At 72.0% G+C, this 19627-nt stretch carries 20 protein-coding genes; 9 read left to right on the forward strand and 11 right to left on the reverse strand.

What is annotated here, in order from left to right; genetic code table 11:
* The first annotated feature begins 200 nt into the window (after positions 1–200).
* The 3 genes from ACI790_RS09240 (at position 201) to ACI790_RS09250 (ending at position 3659) form a co-directional block, all read left to right on the forward strand.
* Complete coding sequence (locus ACI790_RS09240; RefSeq protein WP_456569486.1) at positions 201–1091, forward strand: hypothetical protein; 891 nt, start codon at positions 201–203, stop codon at positions 1089–1091.
* Positions 1092–1724: 633 nt separating this feature from the next.
* Positions 1725–2402: a type II toxin-antitoxin system RelE/ParE family toxin gene (locus ACI790_RS09245; RefSeq protein WP_456569487.1), complete on the forward strand. Its 678-nt coding sequence runs from the start codon at positions 1725–1727 to the stop codon at positions 2400–2402.
* Positions 2403–2951: 549 nt separating this feature from the next.
* Positions 2952–3659 (forward strand): hypothetical protein, encoded by a 708-nt coding sequence (locus ACI790_RS09250; protein ID WP_456569488.1) that lies wholly within the window; start codon positions 2952–2954, stop codon positions 3657–3659.
* Positions 3660–3714: 55 nt separating this feature from the next.
* Here the strand turns inward: ACI790_RS09250 and ACI790_RS09255 are convergent, their stop codons facing one another.
* The 3 genes from ACI790_RS09255 to ACI790_RS09265 form a co-directional block, all read right to left on the reverse strand.
* Positions 3715–5952, reverse strand: a complete 2238-nt coding sequence (locus ACI790_RS09255; RefSeq protein ID WP_456569489.1) for an MMPL family transporter — start codon at positions 5950–5952, stop codon at positions 3715–3717.
* Positions 5953–6109: 157 nt separating this feature from the next.
* Positions 6110–6793, reverse strand: a complete 684-nt coding sequence (locus tag ACI790_RS09260) for a response regulator (RefSeq protein WP_456569490.1) — start codon at positions 6791–6793, stop codon at positions 6110–6112.
* Positions 6790–8028 carry a sensor histidine kinase gene (locus ACI790_RS09265; protein WP_456569491.1) on the reverse strand — a complete coding sequence of 413 codons (1239 nt, stop codon included), beginning with the start codon at positions 8026–8028 and terminating at the stop codon, positions 6790–6792. The genes ACI790_RS09260 and ACI790_RS09265 overlap by 4 nt, the downstream gene beginning before the upstream one ends.
* A gap of 299 nt (positions 8029–8327) precedes the next feature.
* Here ACI790_RS09265 and ACI790_RS09270 point away from each other — a divergent pair, with 299 nt between their 5' ends.
* Genes ACI790_RS09270 through ACI790_RS09280 form a run of 3 tightly spaced genes read left to right on the forward strand, consistent with a single transcriptional unit; the run spans position 8328 to position 10383 of the window.
* Positions 8328–9242, forward strand: coding sequence for an ABC transporter ATP-binding protein (locus tag ACI790_RS09270; RefSeq protein ID WP_456569492.1), 915 nt, complete (start codon positions 8328–8330; stop codon positions 9240–9242).
* Positions 9239–9952, forward strand: a complete 714-nt coding sequence (locus ACI790_RS09275; RefSeq protein ID WP_456569493.1) for a hypothetical protein — start codon at positions 9239–9241, stop codon at positions 9950–9952. The genes ACI790_RS09270 and ACI790_RS09275 overlap by 4 nt, the downstream gene beginning before the upstream one ends.
* 23 nt (positions 9953–9975) lie before the next feature.
* Positions 9976–10383, forward strand: a complete 408-nt coding sequence (locus tag ACI790_RS09280; RefSeq protein WP_456569494.1) for an SDR family NAD(P)-dependent oxidoreductase — start codon at positions 9976–9978, stop codon at positions 10381–10383.
* A gap of 28 nt (positions 10384–10411) precedes the next feature.
* Here the strand turns inward: ACI790_RS09280 and ACI790_RS09285 are convergent, their stop codons facing one another.
* From ACI790_RS09285 to ACI790_RS09295, 3 genes are all read right to left on the reverse strand, one after another.
* Positions 10412–10777, reverse strand: coding sequence for a hypothetical protein (locus ACI790_RS09285; RefSeq protein WP_456569495.1), 366 nt, complete (start codon positions 10775–10777; stop codon positions 10412–10414).
* Positions 10778–10899: 122 nt separating this feature from the next.
* Positions 10900–11031 carry a hypothetical protein gene (locus tag ACI790_RS09290; RefSeq protein WP_456569496.1) on the reverse strand — a complete coding sequence of 44 codons (132 nt, stop codon included), beginning with the start codon at positions 11029–11031 and terminating at the stop codon, positions 10900–10902.
* 413 nt (positions 11032–11444) lie between these two features.
* Positions 11445–11624 (reverse strand): hypothetical protein, encoded by a 180-nt coding sequence (locus ACI790_RS09295; RefSeq protein WP_456569497.1) that lies wholly within the window; start codon positions 11622–11624, stop codon positions 11445–11447.
* Between the two features lie 583 nt (positions 11625–12207).
* On the opposite strand from ACI790_RS09295, the gene ACI790_RS09300 reads away from it, so the two are divergent.
* On the forward strand, positions 12208–12774 hold the full coding sequence (locus ACI790_RS09300) for a hemerythrin domain-containing protein (RefSeq protein ID WP_456569498.1): 567 nt from the start codon (positions 12208–12210) through the stop codon (positions 12772–12774).
* A 178-nt stretch (positions 12775–12952) separates the two neighbouring features.
* On the opposite strand, the gene ACI790_RS09305 is transcribed toward ACI790_RS09300, so the two are convergent.
* Positions 12953–13822: an ATP-grasp fold amidoligase family protein gene (locus tag ACI790_RS09305; protein ID WP_456569499.1), complete on the reverse strand. Its 870-nt coding sequence runs from the start codon at positions 13820–13822 to the stop codon at positions 12953–12955.
* 334 nt (positions 13823–14156) lie between these two features.
* Here ACI790_RS09305 and ACI790_RS09310 point away from each other — a divergent pair, with 334 nt between their 5' ends.
* On the forward strand, positions 14157–15143 hold the full coding sequence (locus tag ACI790_RS09310; RefSeq protein ID WP_456569500.1) for a hypothetical protein: 987 nt from the start codon (positions 14157–14159) through the stop codon (positions 15141–15143).
* A 111-nt stretch (positions 15144–15254) separates the two neighbouring features.
* Here the strand turns inward: ACI790_RS09310 and ACI790_RS09315 are convergent, their stop codons facing one another.
* Complete coding sequence (locus ACI790_RS09315) at positions 15255–15815, reverse strand: sugar O-acetyltransferase (RefSeq protein ID WP_456569501.1); 561 nt, start codon at positions 15813–15815, stop codon at positions 15255–15257.
* 300 nt (positions 15816–16115) lie between these two features.
* Here ACI790_RS09315 and ACI790_RS09320 point away from each other — a divergent pair, with 300 nt between their 5' ends.
* Positions 16116–16739 carry a glycosyltransferase family 2 protein gene (locus ACI790_RS09320; RefSeq protein ID WP_456569502.1) on the forward strand — a complete coding sequence of 208 codons (624 nt, stop codon included), beginning with the start codon at positions 16116–16118 and terminating at the stop codon, positions 16737–16739.
* Here ACI790_RS09320 and ACI790_RS09325 read toward each other — a convergent pair.
* From ACI790_RS09325 to ACI790_RS09335, 3 genes are all read right to left on the reverse strand, one after another.
* Positions 16717–17073: a polysaccharide pyruvyl transferase family protein gene (locus ACI790_RS09325; protein WP_456569503.1), complete on the reverse strand. Its 357-nt coding sequence runs from the start codon at positions 17071–17073 to the stop codon at positions 16717–16719. The two genes, ACI790_RS09320 and ACI790_RS09325, sit on opposite strands and share 23 nt — an antisense overlap.
* Before the next feature lie 268 nt (positions 17074–17341).
* Positions 17342–18355 carry a non-homologous end joining protein Ku gene (gene ku / locus ACI790_RS09330; RefSeq protein WP_456569504.1) on the reverse strand — a complete coding sequence of 338 codons (1014 nt, stop codon included), beginning with the start codon at positions 18353–18355 and terminating at the stop codon, positions 17342–17344.
* Positions 18356–18451: 96 nt separating this feature from the next.
* The gene (locus ACI790_RS09335) at positions 18452–19369 is read right to left on the reverse strand and encodes a hypothetical protein (protein ID WP_456569505.1); all 918 of its coding nucleotides are present in this window, start codon (positions 19367–19369) and stop codon (positions 18452–18454) included.
* Positions 19370–19627: the final 258 nt, after the last annotated feature.

Raw genomic sequence — 19627 nt, forward strand, 5'->3', positions numbered from 1 at the left:
AAGCGCTTGCCCTGCACGTAGCGCCTGGTGCATGGCACGGTCGCGGTCATGACGTCGCCTGCCACCCCACCGAGCGCCACGCTCACCGCCCGCGCCCATGCTCAACCCGCACCGCGCCCTGAGATCGTGCAGGTCTCGACCGAGGCCCCTGTCGCCCACACGGTCCCGCCGCTGCGGGAGGACGTTTGGACGGTCGCACCGTGACGTCCCCGCTCGGCCCGACCCTCGAGCACCGGGTGAGCCGCGCGACCCGCTACATCGAGCAGCAGCTCGACACCGCGGGCACCGCCACCTGGGAGGACACCCGGGAGCACCTCGCCAAGACCCTCGGCATCGCGCCGGCGCTCACCATCGACCCCGTCCTGCGGGCCGTGATCGACCTCGAGTCGACCGGCGCGCTCGCCCACGACCTCGAGACCGAGGAGTACCGGCGGGCTCGACCGACCGACCCGCGGGAGGCGCCGCTCGCCGAGGTCGCCGATGCCGTGCTCGCCCTCGGCTGGCCGACCAAGGCCGACGGTGGGCACCGGACGATCTACCAGACCTTCGTGGCGCTCGACGGTAGATACCGGCACGCCGACGTCTACCGGGCGATGCACGAGCGGCTCAAGGGGCGCGAGCTTGAGCTGTACGCCATGAAGTGCTGGCGCGCCCGCGGCGAGCTGGCACTCGCAGCGACCCGGCTCGCGGATCCGGACACCACGGTCGCGCAGGCTCTCGCCGATGAGAGGAGGCTCGAGGCCCACCTCGTCGCCTCCTACATCGCGACGCTCGGCTACAGGCCGAGGCTTGAGTACCGGATCGGGAGGGACGGGGGCACGGACCTCGTCGCGGACATCTACGACGAGCGTCGCCGCCTGATCGTCGAGGCGAAGGCCACCGTCGACGGACTGTTCCCGGCGATCGGGCAGGTGCACCGGTACCGATACCTTGTGAACCTCGCCGCCGACCGGACGCTCGTCGACCGAGTAGCCGTACTGCTGCCCGGCGAACCTTCCCAGGACGACCTCTCGTGCGCCGCGTCGATGTACCTGGATCTCGACGTGATCTGGCAGGACGGCGAAGACTTCGAGCACCGGGTGCTCAGGTGACCACGGCGGCACAGTCATCGTTGCCACATGGATCCCTCGGGCGGACTGCTGACCGAGGTTCCGCCGGGCAGCATCGTGCCCGACTACCGGACCGCCGAGCCGCGACACCCGACCGTGCCAGCCGGCCGCACTACGCCGCCGTCAGCGTCATCGACGACTTCGAGCTCGAGCTCGAGCCGCCGTCCAGCACGAGTGACGTGGCCTCGTCGCTTCGTCGGAGTAGGGCTTCCTACCTATTCGCGACCGGACCCGCTGCGGCCCAGCGGCGGAAGCGGCGGGGTCCCGGGACTGCCCATGGTTCGGTTGGCTCAGACCGAGCGCAGGGGTGTGCGTATGTACCGTGTCGCCCCTCGGACACCGACCTGGAACCGCACGGCTCCCAGGCAGTGGGGTTCGTCGTTGATGGGGTCATCGGAACGGTGACGCCATCGCTTGAGCGGACGCTGCGTTCCGTCCCGTTGCTATGCCGCTTCGAGTGAACGCGGCAGCGATGCCCCCCCCCCCCCAGCCAGGGGTGTGCCTGACCGCACGACTCCCGCGCACTCGGTGCCGAGCCGTCGATGAGGCCCGAGGCCTGCCCCGATGGGGTGTCGCGGAACGCGGCATACAACTCTGACGTTATAGGATGCGCCCGTGTGGGAGGTGGTGCTGCTCGACGAAGTCAGCGAGTGGTTCCTGGGTCTCGACGGGACGACCGCCGAACTCGTCACCGCGGCCAACGACCTTCTCGAAGCGGAGGGGCCGACGCTCGGGCGACCTGTGGTGGACAGGGTCAAGGGCAGCACCCAGCACAACATGAAGGAACTGCGACCCGGATCGTCCGGACGCACAGAGGTGAGAATCTTGTTCGTCTTCGATCCCGAGCGGAAGGCGGTCCTGCTGGTCGCCGGGGACAAGTCGGGGCGCTGGAGGGCTGGTACCGCACCAACATCCCGGTCGCTGAGGCGCGCTACGAGCAGTGGCTGGCCGGCGACCGATCAGAGGAGGTCTGACATGACCAGGAATTGGAAGCACGTTCGCTCGGACGCCGTCCGCACTGGTTTGGTGGACGAGGAGCGCGTCAAGCATGCGACGAGGGCCCTCGCCGATGCGGTGCAGGCCCAGCGACTGGCCGACATCCGCAAGGCGCAGGCACTCAATCAGCAGACGCTGGCGAAGCGCATGAAGGTCAGCCAAGCGCGGATCAGCAAGATCGAGCACGGCACGCTCACCCACACCGAAGTGGGAACGCTCGAGTCCTACGTCGAAGCTCTAGGTGGCCGGCTCCGGGTTGTCGCCGAGTTCGACGATCAAAGCATCGCTTTGCACTGACTTCGAAATCGTAGCGGGCTCCTGCAACGGATGATCTGGCGGCGAGAACCAGCCGAGCAGCCATCGTCATCAGGGCCTTGATGAGTAGCCACCAAGCTCAGGCGTTCCATCCTCGACGTCCGATGAGCCAGCGGGGCCCCGTCCGTGGTCGTCGCCAGGAAGGAGCTGCCTCTTCAACTCTTGGTGTTGTGCCTTCGCTGCCGCCATCGCTTCCCGCTGACGGTGATCGGCGGCATCTCCATCTCGCACGAACACGGCCATCCCGCCCCGACCGCTGTTCTGGAAGCGCCCCTCGGACACCGAGTTGACCCCCACGGTCCCCAGGCCGGTGGGGGTGCCTCCCTTACGGGTATCGACGTCCTCCTCGACGGGCTCTGACAGCCAGCGACGCACAGGGGCTTGCCGGGCGAAACGCGGCCCGGAACCCATCCGACTGACCGTAGGCTGCTGGGTGTGGCAGGTATCGCGCGCTGGCGGCGCTGGGTGCCCACTCCCCGGGCGGACTCGGCTCCAGTTCCCTCCCCTGTCGCTCCGCCTCCAGCCACGGACGTGCTGTACGCCGTCCTGCTGCCCGACCCCGGGCCGCACCCGGACCGCGTCGACCTGCTCGCCGGGTTGCTCCGCGAGCACCAGGACCTGTTGGCCGCCGAGCGGCTCGCGGCCGGCGTCGAGGCTCAGACGTTCTGGCTGCAGCATCTGGACGAGGCCGACGTTCTCCTGGTGCACCTCCGTGCCGCCGATCCGTGGGGCGCGGCGCGCGGGCTGGCCCAGCCAGCCGACGAGGAGACGGCGCGGGTCCACGCCCGTGTCACCGCCGCCCTGGGGGCCGATCCCTGGCACGCCGGTGACGCCCTTCCCGTCGAGGTGCGCCGGTTCTCCGCTCCCGGCACCGCAGACGAGTTCCCGGAAGTCATGGCGTTCGCCACCGTGCTCCTGCCGGGGGTTTCCGCCGGCATTCCCGAGCGACGTCGCGCGATCGACCGGTTCGACGACGTCCGCCACGAGCTCACGGGCTCGCGGCAGGAGGCGCACTTCGTCCAGCCCACCCGGATCGGCGAGCTGTACCTGATCTACGCGCGGGGCGAGGTCTCCCGGCTCCTGGAGGTCATCCGGACCTCCGACCACCCGTTGCTCCAGGCCGAGCGTGACATGAGCGTGTTCCTCTACGGGATCGATCTCACCCAGCGGTTCATGCCGATCCCCTCACCACTGCACGCGTGGACCGCACCGGCGCCCCAGGCCATTCCCCGCTCCTGAGCCGGACGCATCGAGGGGCACCATCCGTCCGGATGGCGCCCCTCGGGCGGCACGATCAGTCCCGGCTGCGGAGCAGTTCCCCCTCGGGCTTGCGCGGGGCAGGCAGACTGACGACGGGTGCTGCGTCCGGGGCCACCTCGTGCCGCAGGATGGGCAGCCAGTGCAGCCAGCGTGGCAGGTACCAGTTCGCATCCCCCAGCAGCTGCATCACCGCCGGCAGCAGCACCGCCCGGACGACGGTGGCGTCGAGCAGCACCGCGATCGCCAGGCCCAGCCCGATCTGCTTCATGCTCGTCAGCGACAGGGTCAGGAAGGTCGCGAAGACGAAGACCATGATCACCGCGGCGCTGGTGACCACCCCGGCGGAGCTGGTGATGCCCTGGGCGACCGCTGTCCGGGTGGGCAGGCCGCGGTCGTGACCTTCACGGATCCGGCTGAGGATGAAGACGTGGTAGTCCATCGACAGGCCAAAGAGGATGACGAACAGGAACAGCGGGATCCAGTTCACGATCGCCCCAGTCCGGTCGACGCCGACCAGGCTCAGCCCCCAGCCCTCCTGGAAGACGAGCACGAGTGAGCCGTAGGCCGCCGCGACGCTGAGCAGGTTGAGCAGGATGGCGGTCACGGCGACCACAACCGAGCGGAAGGAGACCAGCAGCAGCACGAAGGCCAGCGCCAGCACGAAGCCGAACACCCACGGCGTCCGATCGGCCATGAGTTCATCGAAGGCCACCGAGTACGCGGTGCTGCCGGAGACCAGCACCGTGGCGTCCTCCAGGTCGCCGACCGTGGCCGGGATGATCTCCCCGGTCAGGATGGCCAGGGCGTCGCGTGAAACCTGCTCCTCCCCGTCACCGACCAGCGGGACGCCGACGACCGCGACCGTGCCGGCCGGGTTGGCCTCGACGGTGATCGGGTCGTTCATCTGCCCGCTGGCCAGCGCCCGCGTGCGCAGATCGGCGATCGCCGCCTGCACCGCGGGAGACGTGACGTCGGGCGCCTCGATCACCACCCGCGCCGGGGACGGCCCTCCCGGGAACGCCTCGGTGATCCGCTCGTAGGTCTGCATCACTGCGAGGTCGTCGGGGATGTCCTCGACGCCTTCGTTACGCAGGTCCATCGACAGTGCGGGGATGGCCAGGCCGATCAGCGCAACCGCCGAGACCACCGCGGCCACCAGCGGACGGCGGAGCACGGCACCGAGCACCGCGGGCCAGAACCGGCTGGGCCGGCCCTCCCGCCGGCGGCGCAGGAACGGGAGCCGGCCCTTCTCCACCCGGTCACCCAGCCAGGCCATCATCGCCGGCAGCACGGTCAGCGAACCCAGGACGGAGCAGGCGACGACGAGGGTCGTGGCCGAGGCGACGCCGGTGAACACCGAGAACCCGGTGAGGAACATGCCGGCCATTGCCACCATGACGGTGATGCCGGAGATGAGCACCGCGCGGCCGGAGGTCGCGGCGGCGATGTCGAGCGCGTCGACCGGCCCGGCGCCCTTGGCCCGCTCCTCGCGTTCGCGCTTGAGGTAGAAGAGCGAGTAGTCCACGCCGACGGCCAGGCCGATGAGCAGCATCACGATCTGCGCGGTCTGGTCGACGTGCCAGATCTGGCTGGTGAGGCTCAGCAGGCCCAGCGCGCCGACGAACGCCGTCAGCGCGAACACCAGCGGCAACACGGCGGCGACGAGTGCGCCGAAGGTCAGCAGCAGCACCGCGAGGGTGATCGGGATCGACAGCAGCTCTGCGCGCTGGAAGTCGGCGTCGATCGTCTCGTTCAGCGCCAGGTCGGCGCTGATGTCGCCGAACTGCTCCACCCGGACGTCGTCGTGCTCGCCCGCCACCGCGGCGACGGCGTCCTGGATCGGACCGATGCGCTCGGCGGCGGTCTCAGCGTCCCCGGCGACGTCCAGCGTGACCAGGGCGGACAGGCCGTCGGCGGACACGAGCGGGGCGCCGTCGAGGGGGCTGACGACGTTCGTCGCCTCGGGGACGGCCCGCAGCCTTTCCACCACGTCGGTCAGGGCCGCGGTGGCGGCGGCCTCGGGCACGCCGTCCGCCCGCTGTACCAGCACCATCTCCGAGGCCGGCTCCTCCCAGCCGTTCTCGTCGAGGATCCGCTGCGCCTGGGCTGCCCCACCCAGCAGCTGCTCGGCCGAGGTGAGTTCCCCGCGCGGCAGCAGGCCGCCGAGGACGACGGCCACGGCCACGAAGGCCAGCCAGCCGAGCACCGCAGTCCTGCGGTGCCGGGCGCTCCAGCGGCCCATGCGGCCGGCGATGTTGCGTGTTGTCTCCACTGTCGTCTCCCGAGGTCCGGATTCGACGACAGAGCCTGCCGACGGGGGACGGCGTTCGCGTCGCCCGGCGGTCTGATCCGCGGGGCGGCCGTGCTGACCCGGCCGGTGTACGACCCACGGGTGAGACCGCACCGGTCGGGTGCTGCGCCGGCCTGGTCTACGCGCCTGCCGATCCGGGCCTGAGCAGCCCGCTCTCGTAGGCGACCACCACGGCCTGCGCCCGGCTGGACAGGTGCAGCTTGGCCATGACGCGGCCCAGGTGGGTCTTCACGGTCGCCTCGCTGACGAACAGCTCCGCGGCGATCTCCTGGTTGCTGCGCCCGGTGCCCACCAGCCGCAGGACGTCGACCTCGCGCTCGGTCAGCTCGGCCAGCTGCCTCCCCGAGGGCCGCGCCGACGGGGCCGGCTGGCGGGCGAACTCGGCGATGAGCTTGCGGGTGATCCCCGGCGAGAGCAGGGCCTCTCCCCTCGCGATGATCCGGACGGCGTTCAGCAACTCGACCGGCCGGGTGTCCTTGAGCAGGAAGCCCGCGGCGCCGGCCCGCAACGCGGCGAAGACGTAGTCGTCGAGGTCGAAGGTCGTCAGCATCATGATCCGCGGCGGCTCGCCGCCGTCGGCCGGCCAGTCAGCGAGGATGGCGCGGGTTGCCTCGATCCCGTCCATGACCGGCATCCGCACGTCCATGAGGACGACGTCGGGCCGCAGCCGGCGGGCCAGTTCCACCGCCTCCTGGCCGTTCCCGGCCTCGGCGACGACCTCGATGTCGTCGTTGCGCAACAGGGCGCTGAACCCGGCCCGCACGAGCTCCTGGTCGTCCACCACCAACACACGGGTGGTCACGACCCGCTCCCGGCGGTCGCGCCCTCGGGCGTCAGGGGCAGCCGGGCGCGGACCCGGAAGCCCCCTCGGGGATCGGGCCCCGCCTCGAGTTCACCGCCGACGGACGTGGCCCGCTCCCGGAGCCCGATCAACCCGTACCCGCCGGAGGCGCTCCGGCTCTCCCGCCCTCCGACCGGGCCGCGCCCGTCATCGCTGATGTAGACCTCCAGGGAATCGCCCCGCCAGGTGAGCACGACCCGGATCTCCGCCGGGCCCGCGTGCTTGGCAGCGTTGGTCAGCGCCTCCTGCAGGATGCGGTAGGCGGCCAGGTCGAGCTGCGGTGGCAGCGCGCTCGCGGTCCCGTTCACGGTCAGGGTGACCACCAGCCCGGTCGCACGCGCACCGGCGAGGAGCTCGTCGAGCCGGTCCAGCCCCGGCTGGGGGCCGCGGTCGGCGGCGGCAGGGGTGGCGACCGCGCCACCGGAGCCGGGACCGTCGTCGACGCGGAGGACACCCAGCAGCTGGCGCATCTCGGTGAGCGTCCGTCGGCTGCTGTCCTCGATCACCCCCAGCGCCTTGCGCGCGGTCTCGGGATCCCGGTCCATGACGTGCCGCCCCACCCCTGCCTGGACGGCGATGACGCTCATGCTGTGGGCCATCACGTCGTGCAGCTCACGCGCGATGCGGAGCCGCTCCTGGGCCACCGCCTCCCGACCGTGCGCCTCGCGGTTGGCCTCGGCCTCCCGGGCCCGCTCCGCCAGAGCCACGGCCTGCAGCCGGCGGGTCCGGGCGGCGTCGCCCAGCGACCAGGCCGCGGCGGCCAGCAGACCGTCCTGCAAGGCCGAACCCCAGGTGTACTCCGCGCGCCACTGCAGGTAGACGACCAGCATCGGCAGGGCTGCGAGGATGAGACCCGGTACCGACAGCCGCCGCGGGCACTCGGCAGCGACCCCGTAGAGGGCGATCAGCACCGCGTAGCCGGAGAGCGAAGGCGGGTAGTCCAGCGCGACGAAGACGACCATCGCCGACGAGGCCAGGAGCAGGACGGTCCACGGCGCCCACCGGCGCACCAGGACCGGCAGCGTGGCCACCGCCGCAAGGAGCCAGGCCAGGGCGTCGATCGGCCGCTCCCCCACACCTGACGGCGAGGCCGCCAGCAGCCGGCCGGCGTGCAGCACGGCGAGGGCCGCCGTGAGCACTCCGTCGACCAGCCACGGCAGCGCGCGGCGCATCCGTTCAGGCGGTCGTCCCGGCACCGGGCCACTGTAGGAAGACCGATGGCCGCTCTGCCTGCCCCGTCAGGAGGAGACCGGCCTACACCTGGAGTCTGACTTCGCGCGCGTGGCCGCTGCCCGCCCTCCCGGTGACGCCGCCGTGGGCTCGAACCTGGCCGCGGACCCGGCGCTCGGATACCACTGCCGGCGCAGCCGCCGGCGTGCTCTACCCCGGCAGGCGGGCCCCGGGGACCCGACCGCTGGGTGATGCCCGACGCGGCCGCCCCGTCCTAGCGTTCCGGCCCGACGACGAACGAGCGACGAGCGGGAGGAGCGCGGCGATGGCGGTCATCGAGGTGGCAGGGCTGACCAAGCGGTACGGGGAGGTGACGGCGGTGGAGGACGTCACCTTCACCGCCGAGGCCGGGCGGGTGCTCGGATTCCTGGGCCCCAACGGAGCGGGGAAGACCACGACGCTCCGCATGCTCATGGGTCTGGTCGCCCCCACCGCGGGGCACGCGACCATCGACGGCGTCGCCGTCCGGGATCTACCCAACCCGGTCCGCACCGTGGGTGCGGTGCTCTCCACGGGAGCCTTCCACCCCCGCCGGACCGGACGGGGTCACCTGCGCGTGCTCGCCGCGATGGCCTCGCTGCCGGCGCGCCGGGTCGACGAGGTCCTGGAGCTGGTGGGGCTCACCGACGCCGCCGATCGGCGGGCCGGCGGCTACAGCTTGGGCATGCAGCAGCGCCTCGGCCTGGCCGCGGCCCTGCTCGGCGACCCCCGCGTCCTCGTGCTCGACGAGCCCGCCAACGGGCTGGACCCTGACGGCATCCGCTGGCTGCGCGGCTTCCTGCGCTACCTCGCCGCGGAGGGGCGCACCGTGCTGGTCTCCAGCCACGTCCTCGCCGAGGTCGAGCACACCGTCGACGACATCGTCGTCATCCGCTCCGGACGGCTCGTCGCCCAGGGGCCCCTGGCCGACCTGGTGCGCACACCGGAGCCGGTGGTCACCGTTCGCACGCCGCAGCCCGACCGGCTCGCCGCGCTGCTGTCCGGCGCCGGAGGAACCAGCACCACGCTGGCCGCCGACCGGCTGGAGATCCGCGGCCTCGCCCAGGAATCGGTCGCCGAGGCAGCCGCCGGCGCCGGCATCCCCCTCTACGCCATCGACTCGACCACTCCCTCGCTCGAGGAGCTCTTCTTCTCCCTCGTGTCCGACCAGGACACCGCCCGAACCGGAGGCATCCGATGACCGCTCTCCTGCGCGCCGAGCAGATCCGGCTGCGCACCGTTCCCGCTCCCCTGATCGCCGTCGCCGTCGTTGTCACGATGACCGGACTCCTGGTCGGACTCGCCTTCGGGCTCGCGCCGGCCGATGTCGCCGAGGATCTCGCCGAGGCCGTGCGCGTCCCCGGCGTCCTGGCGGCGGTCACCATGCTGGTGCTCGGGATCCTGGGCGGCTCCAGCGACCACCAGCACCGGACAGCCGAGTCGACCTATCTCGCCCGGCCCCGCCGTGTCGACGTCTTCGCCACCCGACAGCTGACCTACGCGGTCTTCGGCGGAGTCACCGGCGCCCTCACCGGGCTGATCTCGTGGCTGCTCGCCGGCGCCATCGGCTCCGCCCGGGGACTGCCGGCAGGACCCACGGCCGACACGGTCGGCCTGATCACCGCACCGGCCCTGGCCGCCACCCTCGCCGCCGTCCTCGGCGTGGGCGTCGGCTACGCCGCACGCTCGACGGTCGCCGGGATCATCGGGCTCATGGCCTGGGCCGTGGTCGGCGAGAACCTCGTCGGCCTCCTCGTCCCGTCGGCCTACCTGCCCGTGGGCGCCATCAACGCCACCATGGGGCTCTCCGACGCCGGCCAGCCCCTCCACGGCGCGGTTGCCCTGGCCGCCTACGCCGCGATCGCCGCCGTCGTCGCCGGCCGGCTCGTCCTCCCCAGGGACATCACGTGAACGGGTGCCCCGCCACGTCTCCCATGGCCCAGCCCGACCTGTCCGGGCGGGTGGTGCTGGTCACCGGTGGCACCTCGGGCATCGGGTTGGCCACGGCCGCCGCATTCCTGAACGCGGGGGCAGCCGTCGCCGTCGCCGGGCGCGATGCCGGCCGCGGTCAGACGGCTCTCCGGCAGCTCGAGCCTCATGCCCGTGAGGCCGGCATGGTGATGTTCCAGCCCACCGACGTCACCGAGGAAGGCGAAGTCGAGGAGCTCGTCCGCGCTGTCCAGCGTCGCTTCGGCGGCCTGGACATCGCGGTCAACGGCGCCGCCAACGCCGAAGGGCCGCTCGGGAAGGGAAGGCCTGCTGCGCAACCTTCCCGACGCCCGTCAGCCCTCCTGCGAAGGGACCGATCCCGCCGGACCTCGGCACCGACCTACGGATGCTGAACGGGGCGAGGGGGCCTCACCGCAGCCTTCACCGCCGGAGCGATCGGGTCCACGCCATGAGCCAGGCGGCCTCCAGGACCGCATCCAGGAGATACATCCGGCTGATCCGGTTGCGGCTCCCGTAGTAGATGTCCACGGCAGCCAGCACGAGCGCCGTACCCATGCCGATCCGGCGAGCGGCCGCGATCCCGTCCGGGGAGGGTTCGGCCCGGAGTTGGGCGACACCGTTGACGACCATGAGCCCGCTGACCGTCCGCACCAACCAGCGGTCGACCTTGGGGCCGGTGACCGCCTCAAAGCTGGCCATGTGGACCAGCGGCCAGGAGCCGCCGACCACGTTGAACAGGCCGTGCGCCCGCGCGAGCCGTACGTCCGCCGACGAGACTGCCCTCATTTGTCCTCCCCCTCCCGGCGGGTGCGAGGCCCGCAACGTCCGGCGGGGCTGCCGACCCGCACCGCTCACTGACTCAGGGCTGGCACCACAGCGACGACCGAACTGATGGGCGGGCCAAGCCTTCAGTCATCGGTCAGTTCGGACGACCGGTCGGGATCATCCAGGCGGTGCACACCTGAGTTCGGCCCTCCGTCGAGGAGCTGGCCGTCGGTGGACAAGGCGATGTCCTCCACCCGGTAGTGGATCGTCTGCACGCGGATCCAACCGCGGGTTCCCGAGGAGGGACGCGTCAGGTCTTGCTCTTGCCGGCGGCGCTGGAGTGCTCGTGCCGGTCGTCGCTGTGGGGCACGTGGTTGATCTGCTTCGAGGCGCCGGTGGTCACCCCGGCGGCGCTGGGTGACTTCCCTTCCCTCTTCGCCTCACGGACCGCGGCTCGCTGGGCATCTGCATCGTTGTTCTTGGCCATGGCTCATGGTTTCCCGCAAGAGAGCAAGGCACACCTCCGGGAGGCCGCTGATCGGGGGCCGCGGGCCACTCGTGCACCGCCCAGGCCTCGACCGGGCCGCAGGCTTGCTCACCGTGCGCCGGGGATTCACGCGTTCGTAGACGCCGAGCCGTCGGCGCCCGTCGTAGACCAGCAGCCGCGAGACCACCTCGCCCCGCCTTGTCACTGGCGATCCACCATCCAGACGTCGTCGGCGAGCGGGTCTCCCGGATCCCCGTCGTCGACTCCACGCCCACCATGCGCGGACCGCGCGAGCTCCTGACGTTGATCGAGCAGCTCGCCGCGGACCAAGCTGGTGCAGCTCAACCCCACCCACGGCGTGGTGATGATGAGGATGAGCATGTTCGGCCGGAATCCCGCCCTCGGCGACGTGAAGGACCTCCGTGCCAGGTGGTCCAGGTGCCCACTGCGGACCCGCGCGGCGTTCGCCGCCGGGCTGGCCGGCCAAAGCATGGCCGGGGAGCCGAGCCGGGGTGCCGTCCCGGTCACCATCGTCCGGGGCACCCGCGATCGCGTGTCCCCCGCCCAGCGGAGTGGGTTGATGCACGACCGGCTCCCCTGCGCCGAGCTGGGGCGTCTCCTGTCCCTGGAGCCGACACGTGCGTCGTGCTGATCGCTAGGCCGGTGAGCGTCAACCGTCAGGCGCCGACGACCACGACCTGACTGATTCCGGGCGGCGCCACTCTCGACGAGCACGCGCAGCTGCTGGTCCCCGCGCGGGACTCGCGTTCCCCCGCCGACGTGGTGCGTCTTGGCCCGATGCATCGGAGGAGGCACACAGTGCGGCAACAGCGCCACCCCCGAGACCCGTGCCGGTGCGCCGAGAGCACGGTCCCTGCTGCCCACGGTGAATGGGGCAGCGTCCTGGGGGTAGCGGAGCGGAGGCAGAGCACCAACCCCTAGGCCGATGCGCTGGGAGATGAGGATGACCGCCAACACGGGAGAGCAGGACGTCGTCGACATCCTGACCACCGATCACCACGAGGTACTCGCGCTCGTCAGCCAGATCCCGACGGCTGATCCTGACCAACGGCGGGACATGACCGACACGGTCATCGCCGAGCTGATGCGCCACTCGGTCGCCGAGGAGATGTACGTCTACCCGGCGATGCGTGACCATCTTCCGGACGGGGACGGGAAGGTGCAGCACGACATCCAGGAACACCAGCAGCTCGAGGAAGTCATGAAGGAGCTCGAGGGTCTCGACGCCGCGGACCCGCAGTTCCTGGAGACACTCGCGCGTCTCGATGCGATCCTGCGCGACCACGTCTCGGATGAGGAGCGTGAGCAGTTCCCCATGCTGCGTGCACAGCTCTCCCGTGAACAGCTGGTCGAGATCGGCGAGAAGGTCGAGACGGCGAAGAAGGCAGCCCCGACCCGGCCGCACCCCGCGGCCCCGCACAGCGAGCTGTTCCACAAGCTCGTGGGGCCGGGTGTCGGTATGGTCGACCGGCTCAGGGACAGGCTCACCGGTCGGCAGAACAGCGCCTGACCGCCCGCGACGTCGATCGGCGGTCGAGAGTGGCAGCGGGTCGCTCGGCCGCCTGCCCTCCGACACATCGGCCTGGGCCGGCCGGACCACGAAGATGTGGTCGGCCGGTCCCTGCCGGGCTGAGGCGAGCCGGCGTGCGCGTACGCGGCGGCCCGAGCGGGTCGAGGGCGCTGCACGATCACCGCGCCGGAGGGCGGACCGAGGCCATGGGCGGCAAGGTCCAGCACGCACCCAACGCGCGGTCCAGAGTCCGGTCGAGCACGTCCAGGCCCCCACCGGGATAGGGCGTGAGCTCACCGAACCACACGGCGCCGTCGACGTCGTAGAGGTCCACCCTGATGAAGTCGAACTCCCGGCCCAACGCCTCGGCGACCGCAGTCATCACCGGCAGGGAAGCCGGCGGGGGCGTCGCGCGCCCCAGCGACAGGTGCGGCTCCACGACCGGCAGCGGTGACCAGTCCGGCGTGTACAGCCGTCGCCGGTGGCGGGCCCCGAACCGGTCGGTGTCGACCTGCACGAGCCGCACCCGGCCGCCGAACACGAGAAACTTGTAGTCGGCGAGCGGCTCCCCGAGGAACTCCTCGACCACCAACAGCCGACGGGCTCGGCTGTAGACCCACTCACCCCGGTCGCGGTACAGCGGCTCGTCGAGCCAGCCGGCGGTGATGCGGGCCAGCTGCTCGGCGTCCGGTTCGCCCGACCCGAGATGCACCCGCAAGGTTCCGTGGTTGGGCTTGAGGACCCACCTCTCCGGCAGTTCCGTCTCGGCCAGCCCACGCACGTCCGTTCCCGACCACAGGACCCGCGGCACCGACAGGTCCGGGCAGACCCGCGTGGCGTACTCCTTCATCCGCAGCTTGTCGCCCAGCTGCCCGATCAGCGGCCGCCGGTCGTTGACCACGCGCCAGTTGATCTTCTCCGTGAATGTCCGGGGACGGCGTTCCCGCGGCCAGCACCCGTGCGCCTCCCGGTACAGCAGGGCGCGCTTCGGCCGGTTCGGGAGCCAGCGGAGGACCGCTCGGTAGGCGCGGTGGGCCGCCGTCGACATTTCTCCTCCTGGCTGGCGGGCGGCGTCGACCCGCCGCCCGTACGGTCGGACCGGCAGGGACGTCGCCTCCATGCCCACCGCGCCCACCCGCGAACAGGAGAACGGCCCCTGAGCCCCACCGGAGTTCCCGCGCCCGCCCGGGTGGGCTTCCTCGCCAAGGACCCGTGGCACCCGGCGATCCGGCGCGAGCAGCACATCGCCGGGTAGCTGGTACGGCGCGGATCCCCGGATCCGCTTCGTCCAGGCACCCGCAGACGCCCACCGGCTGCGCACCGACCCGGCGAACTGGCTCCACCACCTGACGAGGGCGCGCTTCCTGCCCGCGGCACCGGGCGTGGATGTCACCGAGCGCTCCACCGTGCTGCCCGGGTCGCGTCACCGACTGGCCGAGCGGCTGGACTCCGCCCTCCTGGGCGGCTCCCTCCGCCGGTCGGGGTGGGAGCAGGACCTCACCGTGTTCACGCATCCCTGGGAGTGGCGCGCGGCCCGACGGCTGGGCGGGCGAGCCGCGTTCGACTGCACCGACGACTGGGCTCGCCCCCTGCCGCACGCACGGGGCCTCCCCGACCAGCTGCGACGGATCGCGGCCGAGGCCGACGAGATCATCGTGGTCAACCCCGCGCTGTCGGCGCTCTTCCCGGGGCGCCGTCCGGTCGTCGTCCCCAACGGCACCGACGAGGCCCTGCTGCGGGCCCCGCGCGCCGCCGGGCGTGTCCCTCGCTCCGCGGTGTACGTCGGCAGCGTCGCCGAGCGGTTCGACGCCGACCTCGTCCGGTCGGTCCTGCACGCGCTGCCCGACTGGACCCTCACCGTGTACGGCCAGCTGGTGTTCCCGCTGCGCGCCCGCCCCGCGGCCGACCGGTTCCTGCGCCTGCAGGCGGAGACCGGCGGCCGTTTCGTCTACCAGGGCCCGGTGTCACGGTCGGCGCTGCCGGACATCCTCGACGCGGCCGCCGTGGCGCTGGTCCCCGACGTCGCAGCCCGGGCGCTCGGGCAGTCGTCGATGAAGCTGTTCGACTACTGCTCGAGGGGCGTCCCGGTGATGGCGACGGCGGGCCACCTGGAGCACTCGGGCGACCTCCCGCCGCACACCTACCTGACTCGAGGTCCGGAGGAGATGGCCGCGGCGATCGTGGCGGCAGCGGACGAACCCTCGGGTTTCCCGGCGGAACGGATCGCCTGGGCGGCCGCACGCAACTGGGAACGGCGGACTGACGAGTGGCTGGTGGCCGCGCTCGGCGATCCGACGACCGCCCCGGTTCGGTTCGCCCGCGCTCGCCCGGGGAGGGCCCGTCCGGCTCCGGATCGCCGTCCGCCATGACGGCGCAGCCCACGGTTCTGACCCCGGCCCGCCGTGCTGGAAGCGGAGCACGAGTGCTGCGTCCTGGCGGCCTCGGCCGGTACGGGTCCGCGCTACCGGCCACGCGGCACGTCAGGGCAGGCTGGGTCCCGGCCCGAGGCGACGGACGACGCGTGCGGGGTTGCCGACGGCGAGCACGCCCGCCGGTACGTCCCGGGTGACGACGGCACCGGCGCCGACGACCGCCTCCGCGCCGACCGTGACCCCCGGGAGCACGACGGCGCCGCCCCCGAGCCAGGCGTTGTCGCCGATGGTGATGGGTGCGGGGGTCTGCCAGCCGGCGCGACGCTCCACGGGGTCGAGCGGGTGGGCCGCCGTCAGCAGCTGCACGTTCGGCCCGAACTGCACGGCCTCACCGAGGGTGATCGGTCCGCTGTCGAGGAAGACCGCACCCCAGTTCACGAAGCAGTAGGCCCCGATGGCGATCCGGTAGCCGTGGTCGCAGCGGAACTGCGGGCGGACCGTCGTCCCCCCGCCGACCGACCCGAGCAGCTCGGTGAGCAGCTCGTGCCGGCGCGCCGGGTCGAGCTCGGCGTTGTACCGGGCCAGCAACCTGGCCGCGCGTGCGCCGTCGGCCGCCAGGTCGGGGTCGTCGGGCCGGAAACGGTCGCCGGCCAGCATCCGGTCCTTCATCTCGCCGACCGGCGACCGCTTTCTTCGCCTAACGGCCCGTCCGGCATCAGCGTCGTCATTGCCACCCGTGACCGGCGGGAGGCGCTGCTGCGGACCCTCGCCCGGCTCGACTCCCCGGGCAGTCCACTGATCATGGTGCTGGACAACGGGTCGACCGATGGCACACCGGCGGCGGTGCGGACCGCCCACCCTCGCGTGAGGGTCCGTCAACTCGGGCGAGAACCGGGGAGCCGTGGCGCGGAACGTGGGGGTCGCGGCGGTGAGCAGCCGCTACGTCGCGTTCAGCGACGACGACTCCTGGTGGGCCCGGGTTCGCTCGAACGTGCCGCCGATGTCCTGGACGTGCACCCCGACGTGGCGGTGCTGGTCGGGCGGGTGCGGCTGGCCGCCGACGGCTCCGACGACGCGGTGTCGTCCAAGATGGCGCGCGCACTGATCGGGCACCGACCGGGCGCGCCGGGGCCTGACGTCCTGGGCTTCCCCGCCTGTGCCACCGTCGTCCGACGGGACGCCTTCCTCGCCGTCGGCGGTTACTCCCCGCTTCTCTTCTTCGGCGGGGAGGAGACGCTGCTCGCCCTCGACCTCGCGGCCGCGGGGTGGCAGCAGGTCTCCGTCGACGACGTCGTCGCCTGGCACGACCCGGCCGGTCCGGCCACGGTGGCGCCCGGTCGGTGGGCGCTGCAGACCCGCAACGACCTGCTCGTCGACTGGCTGCGTCGCCCCCTCCGCACCGCCGCCGCGGGCACCGCCCGGCTCACGGTACGGGCGCTCCGCGACCCGTCGGCCCGGGAGGCCCTCGCGGGCCTCGTACGCCGGTTGCCGGCGGCGTTGCGGGGTCGGCGTCCGGTGCCCCGGGAGGTGGCGGACCGGTCCGCGGCCGCGCACCGTCCCCTCCCCCGGCTCAGCTCCTCAGCTGCTGGGTGAACCAGTCCCGAGCCGTTGCGTTGCCCGCCCTCCCGAGCGAGGCGGCGGCGGATACCGCCCCGGACAGCTCTCCGGACAGGCATCGGTCCAGTGCGGTGTCCAGCGCGGCGGCGGTCAGGTGCTCCCCCGGGAGGACGACCGGCCAGCCCAGTGCTCGCGCCTGGGCCGTCACCTTGGCGCCGCCGGCCACGGGATCGACGGAGATCACCGGTCGGCCGTGCTTCAGCCCCAGGACGAGGGCGTGCAGTCGCATGCTCACCACGACGTCCGCCCGCTGGATCAGCGCCTCGACCTGTTCCGGCCGCCGGCGGTGGGGCTTCTCGTACAGGTCCATGTGAGCTCGAACCAGGGCAGACCGCGGGAGGCCGTCCACTCTTCGATGGTGTCGCGCACCTGCTCGGACCGGCTGCGCCCGCCGTACTCGCCCTGTGCTGGGGCGAACGCCACGGCGACCACCGGCCGCACCGCGCGCTCCCTGCCGGACGCCGCCGTGCCTTCGATGGCGAGGTCCGGCCGGGCGACGTCCGGAGCGTCCCGCTCCCAGACCTGGGACAGGCCGCGGCCGATCTCGTCGACGACAGACGGAGGGCGGCCGGCACAGGTCAGGAAGCCTTCTTCCCGGACTCCCGAGCCTCCTGCACGGCGTCGGCGAGTTCGTCTCGGGTCATCTTCGACCGGCCGGAGACATCCAGCTCCTGGGCCATGTCGTAAAGGTCCTTCTTCGACATGGCCGCCAGGCTCTCGTCCGGACGCCCCCCGGCCTTGTCGCCGCCGGACCCCCGGCGTGCCCGGCGCGTGGTCAGCTTCCCCTCGTCCGTGGCGTTCCCCGGCCGGTGGTCCTTGGCCTTCGCCACGCTGGCCCGCAGAGCCTCCATCAGATCGAGGACGTCCGCCTCGGTCTCGGGCTCCCCTTCCGTGACCACCTCGTCGCCCCGGCGCTTGGCCTCGATCAGCTCGTTCACGCGGTCCCGGTAGGTGTCCCGGTAGTTGCGCGGATCCCACTCGCTGGTCATCGAATCGATCAGTGACACGGCCATCTCGAGGTCGCGCGACTTGAAGGAGTGGTGGACCGGTAGCTGCTCGATCTCCTCCACCGGGTCGCGGACCTCGTCGGCGAAGAACATCGTCTCCAGGGTGAGCACCTCCCCCTGGGGCCGGATGGCGGCCAGGTACTGCTTGGACCGCATGACGAACGTGGCGACCCCCACCCGCCCGGCCCGCTCCATCGCTTGCAGGAGGAGTGCGTAGGCCCGCTGGGCCTGGTCGTCCTGCGGAGCCAGGTAGTACGTCTTCTGATAAAAAATGGGGTCGATCTCGGCGACGTCCACGAAGTCGGAGATGTCGATCACCCGGGACCTCCCCGGCTCGATCTCCTCCAGCTCCTCCGGGGTGACGATGACGTACCGGCCGTCGCCGATGTCCTCGCCCTTGACGATGTCGTCGTAGTCGACCTCTTCGCCGGTGTCCTCGTTGATCCGCCGGTAGCGGATCCGGGACGACGTCCCCCGCTCGAACTGGTTGAAGTGGACGGTCTTGTCCTCGGTGGCGGAGTACAGGCCCACCGGCACGTTGACCAGACCGAAGGTCAGGCCTCCTGTCCAGATGGCTCGCGCCACTGCTACCGCCTCCTCGATCGGCCTGCAGGCGCCCTACCCGCGCGCCCCTGTGTCATGCCCGTCGGGTGGTCACGGACCGCGGCTGGGGCGAGCAGGTCATCCCTTGCCGCCCCCTGTCGAGGCCTTCTCCAGTCGATCCACACGTGCGCGGGCACGATCGCGCACCGCGCCCGCGCGGTGGGCGCTGCGCTCGGCGGCATCCCGCCGCCGCTGACCCTTGCGCAGCTCCGCGGTCAACTCACCGGATTCCTTCTCGGCCCGGCGCAGCTCTTCCTCGAGGTCACCGATCCGTGCACGCAACTCGTCCCGCCGGGTACCGAGGCGGTCCAGCGCGTCCCGCTCCCTCTCGGCGTCGGACTCGGCTTCCGCCGCGGCGGTCTCGGCGTCCGCCAGCTCGTCCCGGGCACCGGCCAACTGCTGCTGCGCAGCCCGTCGCCGCTGGTCGTACCTCGAAGTGCGGCCATCGGTGGTTGGCTCCTCCCCGGCGACCGTAGCGTCATCTTCTCCCGACGGGACGGTGGCGACCGACCCGCGCACGTCCGTCGTGCCGACCCCGGAGTACGACAGCGGCGAGGTCAGCCTGCCCGACAACGTCGCCCGACCGGCGCTCTCGTCAGCGACCGCCGCTCGGAGCGTGTCTTGGATCTGACCGGCCACCGCGTCGCTCACCGGCCGACCCAGCTCCTGCGCCAGGGAGCGGGCCTGCCTGGTCAGGGCCATCACCACTTGCCGGCGCTGCCGGGTCAGCTCCTTCAGCTGCTCACCTTCCAGATCTCGTTGCGCCTCACGGAGGCCGGACCCCAGGGCCACGAGCTGGCGGAGCTCGTCGGGCTGCTGACGCACCAGCATGTTCACCACCCACGCTGCGGTCGACGGCTTCCGCAGCTTGCCGATGGCCTTCGCCAGTTCCCGCGCCCCATCGGCGCGAGCCTCTTTCCGGCGTGCGTCGCGAGCGGCGATGAACTCGTCAGGCGGCAACCCGTACAGCTCGTCCGCGACGTCGGAGAGCCTCACCGTGCCCCGCAGCATCCGGTCGGAGCTGGAACTCCGGCCTCGCTGGGGCGGGGCGGGGGCGCATCGGGCTGGTGGGGCTTCTGCATTTCTCGGTCCTCCCGCCACGGGTTCTGAGCGCGCTCCGCCAGGCAGCCGTGGGAAGGGCGGCCCCTGTCGCGGTGAGGCGGGCCACCATGGCTGCCACCGCAGTATGGAGGGGCTGCCGTGGAAACCGTCTGACCTCGCACTGCTGACGTCCACCCGGTGAAGTAGGACAAG

The sequence above is a fragment of the Blastococcus sp. SYSU DS0539 genome, assembly GCF_054050855.1.

Excerpts from the sequence above, each read along its gene's own strand:
- ACI790_RS09270 (WP_456569492.1), top strand. The coding sequence starts at position 8,328 with ATGGCGGTCATCGAGGTGGCAGGGCTGACCAAGCGGTACGGGGAGGTG.
- ACI790_RS09325 (WP_456569503.1), bottom strand. The coding sequence starts at position 17,073 with ATGGACCTGTACGAGAAGCCCCACCGCCGGCGGCCGGAACAGGTCGAG.
- ACI790_RS09280 (WP_456569494.1), top strand. The coding sequence starts at position 9,976 with ATGGCCCAGCCCGACCTGTCCGGGCGGGTGGTGCTGGTCACCGGTGGC.
- ACI790_RS09295 (WP_456569497.1), bottom strand. The coding sequence starts at position 11,624 with ATGCTCATCCTCATCATCACCACGCCGTGGGTGGGGTTGAGCTGCACC.
- ACI790_RS09315 (WP_456569501.1), bottom strand. The coding sequence starts at position 15,815 with ATGAAGGACCGGATGCTGGCCGGCGACCGTTTCCGGCCCGACGACCCC.
- ACI790_RS09275 (WP_456569493.1), top strand. The coding sequence starts at position 9,239 with ATGACCGCTCTCCTGCGCGCCGAGCAGATCCGGCTGCGCACCGTTCCC.
- ACI790_RS09285 (WP_456569495.1), bottom strand. The coding sequence starts at position 10,777 with ATGAGGGCAGTCTCGTCGGCGGACGTACGGCTCGCGCGGGCGCACGGC.
- ACI790_RS09305 (WP_456569499.1), bottom strand. The coding sequence starts at position 13,822 with ATGTCGACGGCGGCCCACCGCGCCTACCGAGCGGTCCTCCGCTGGCTC.
- ACI790_RS09300 (WP_456569498.1), top strand. The coding sequence starts at position 12,208 with ATGACCGCCAACACGGGAGAGCAGGACGTCGTCGACATCCTGACCACC.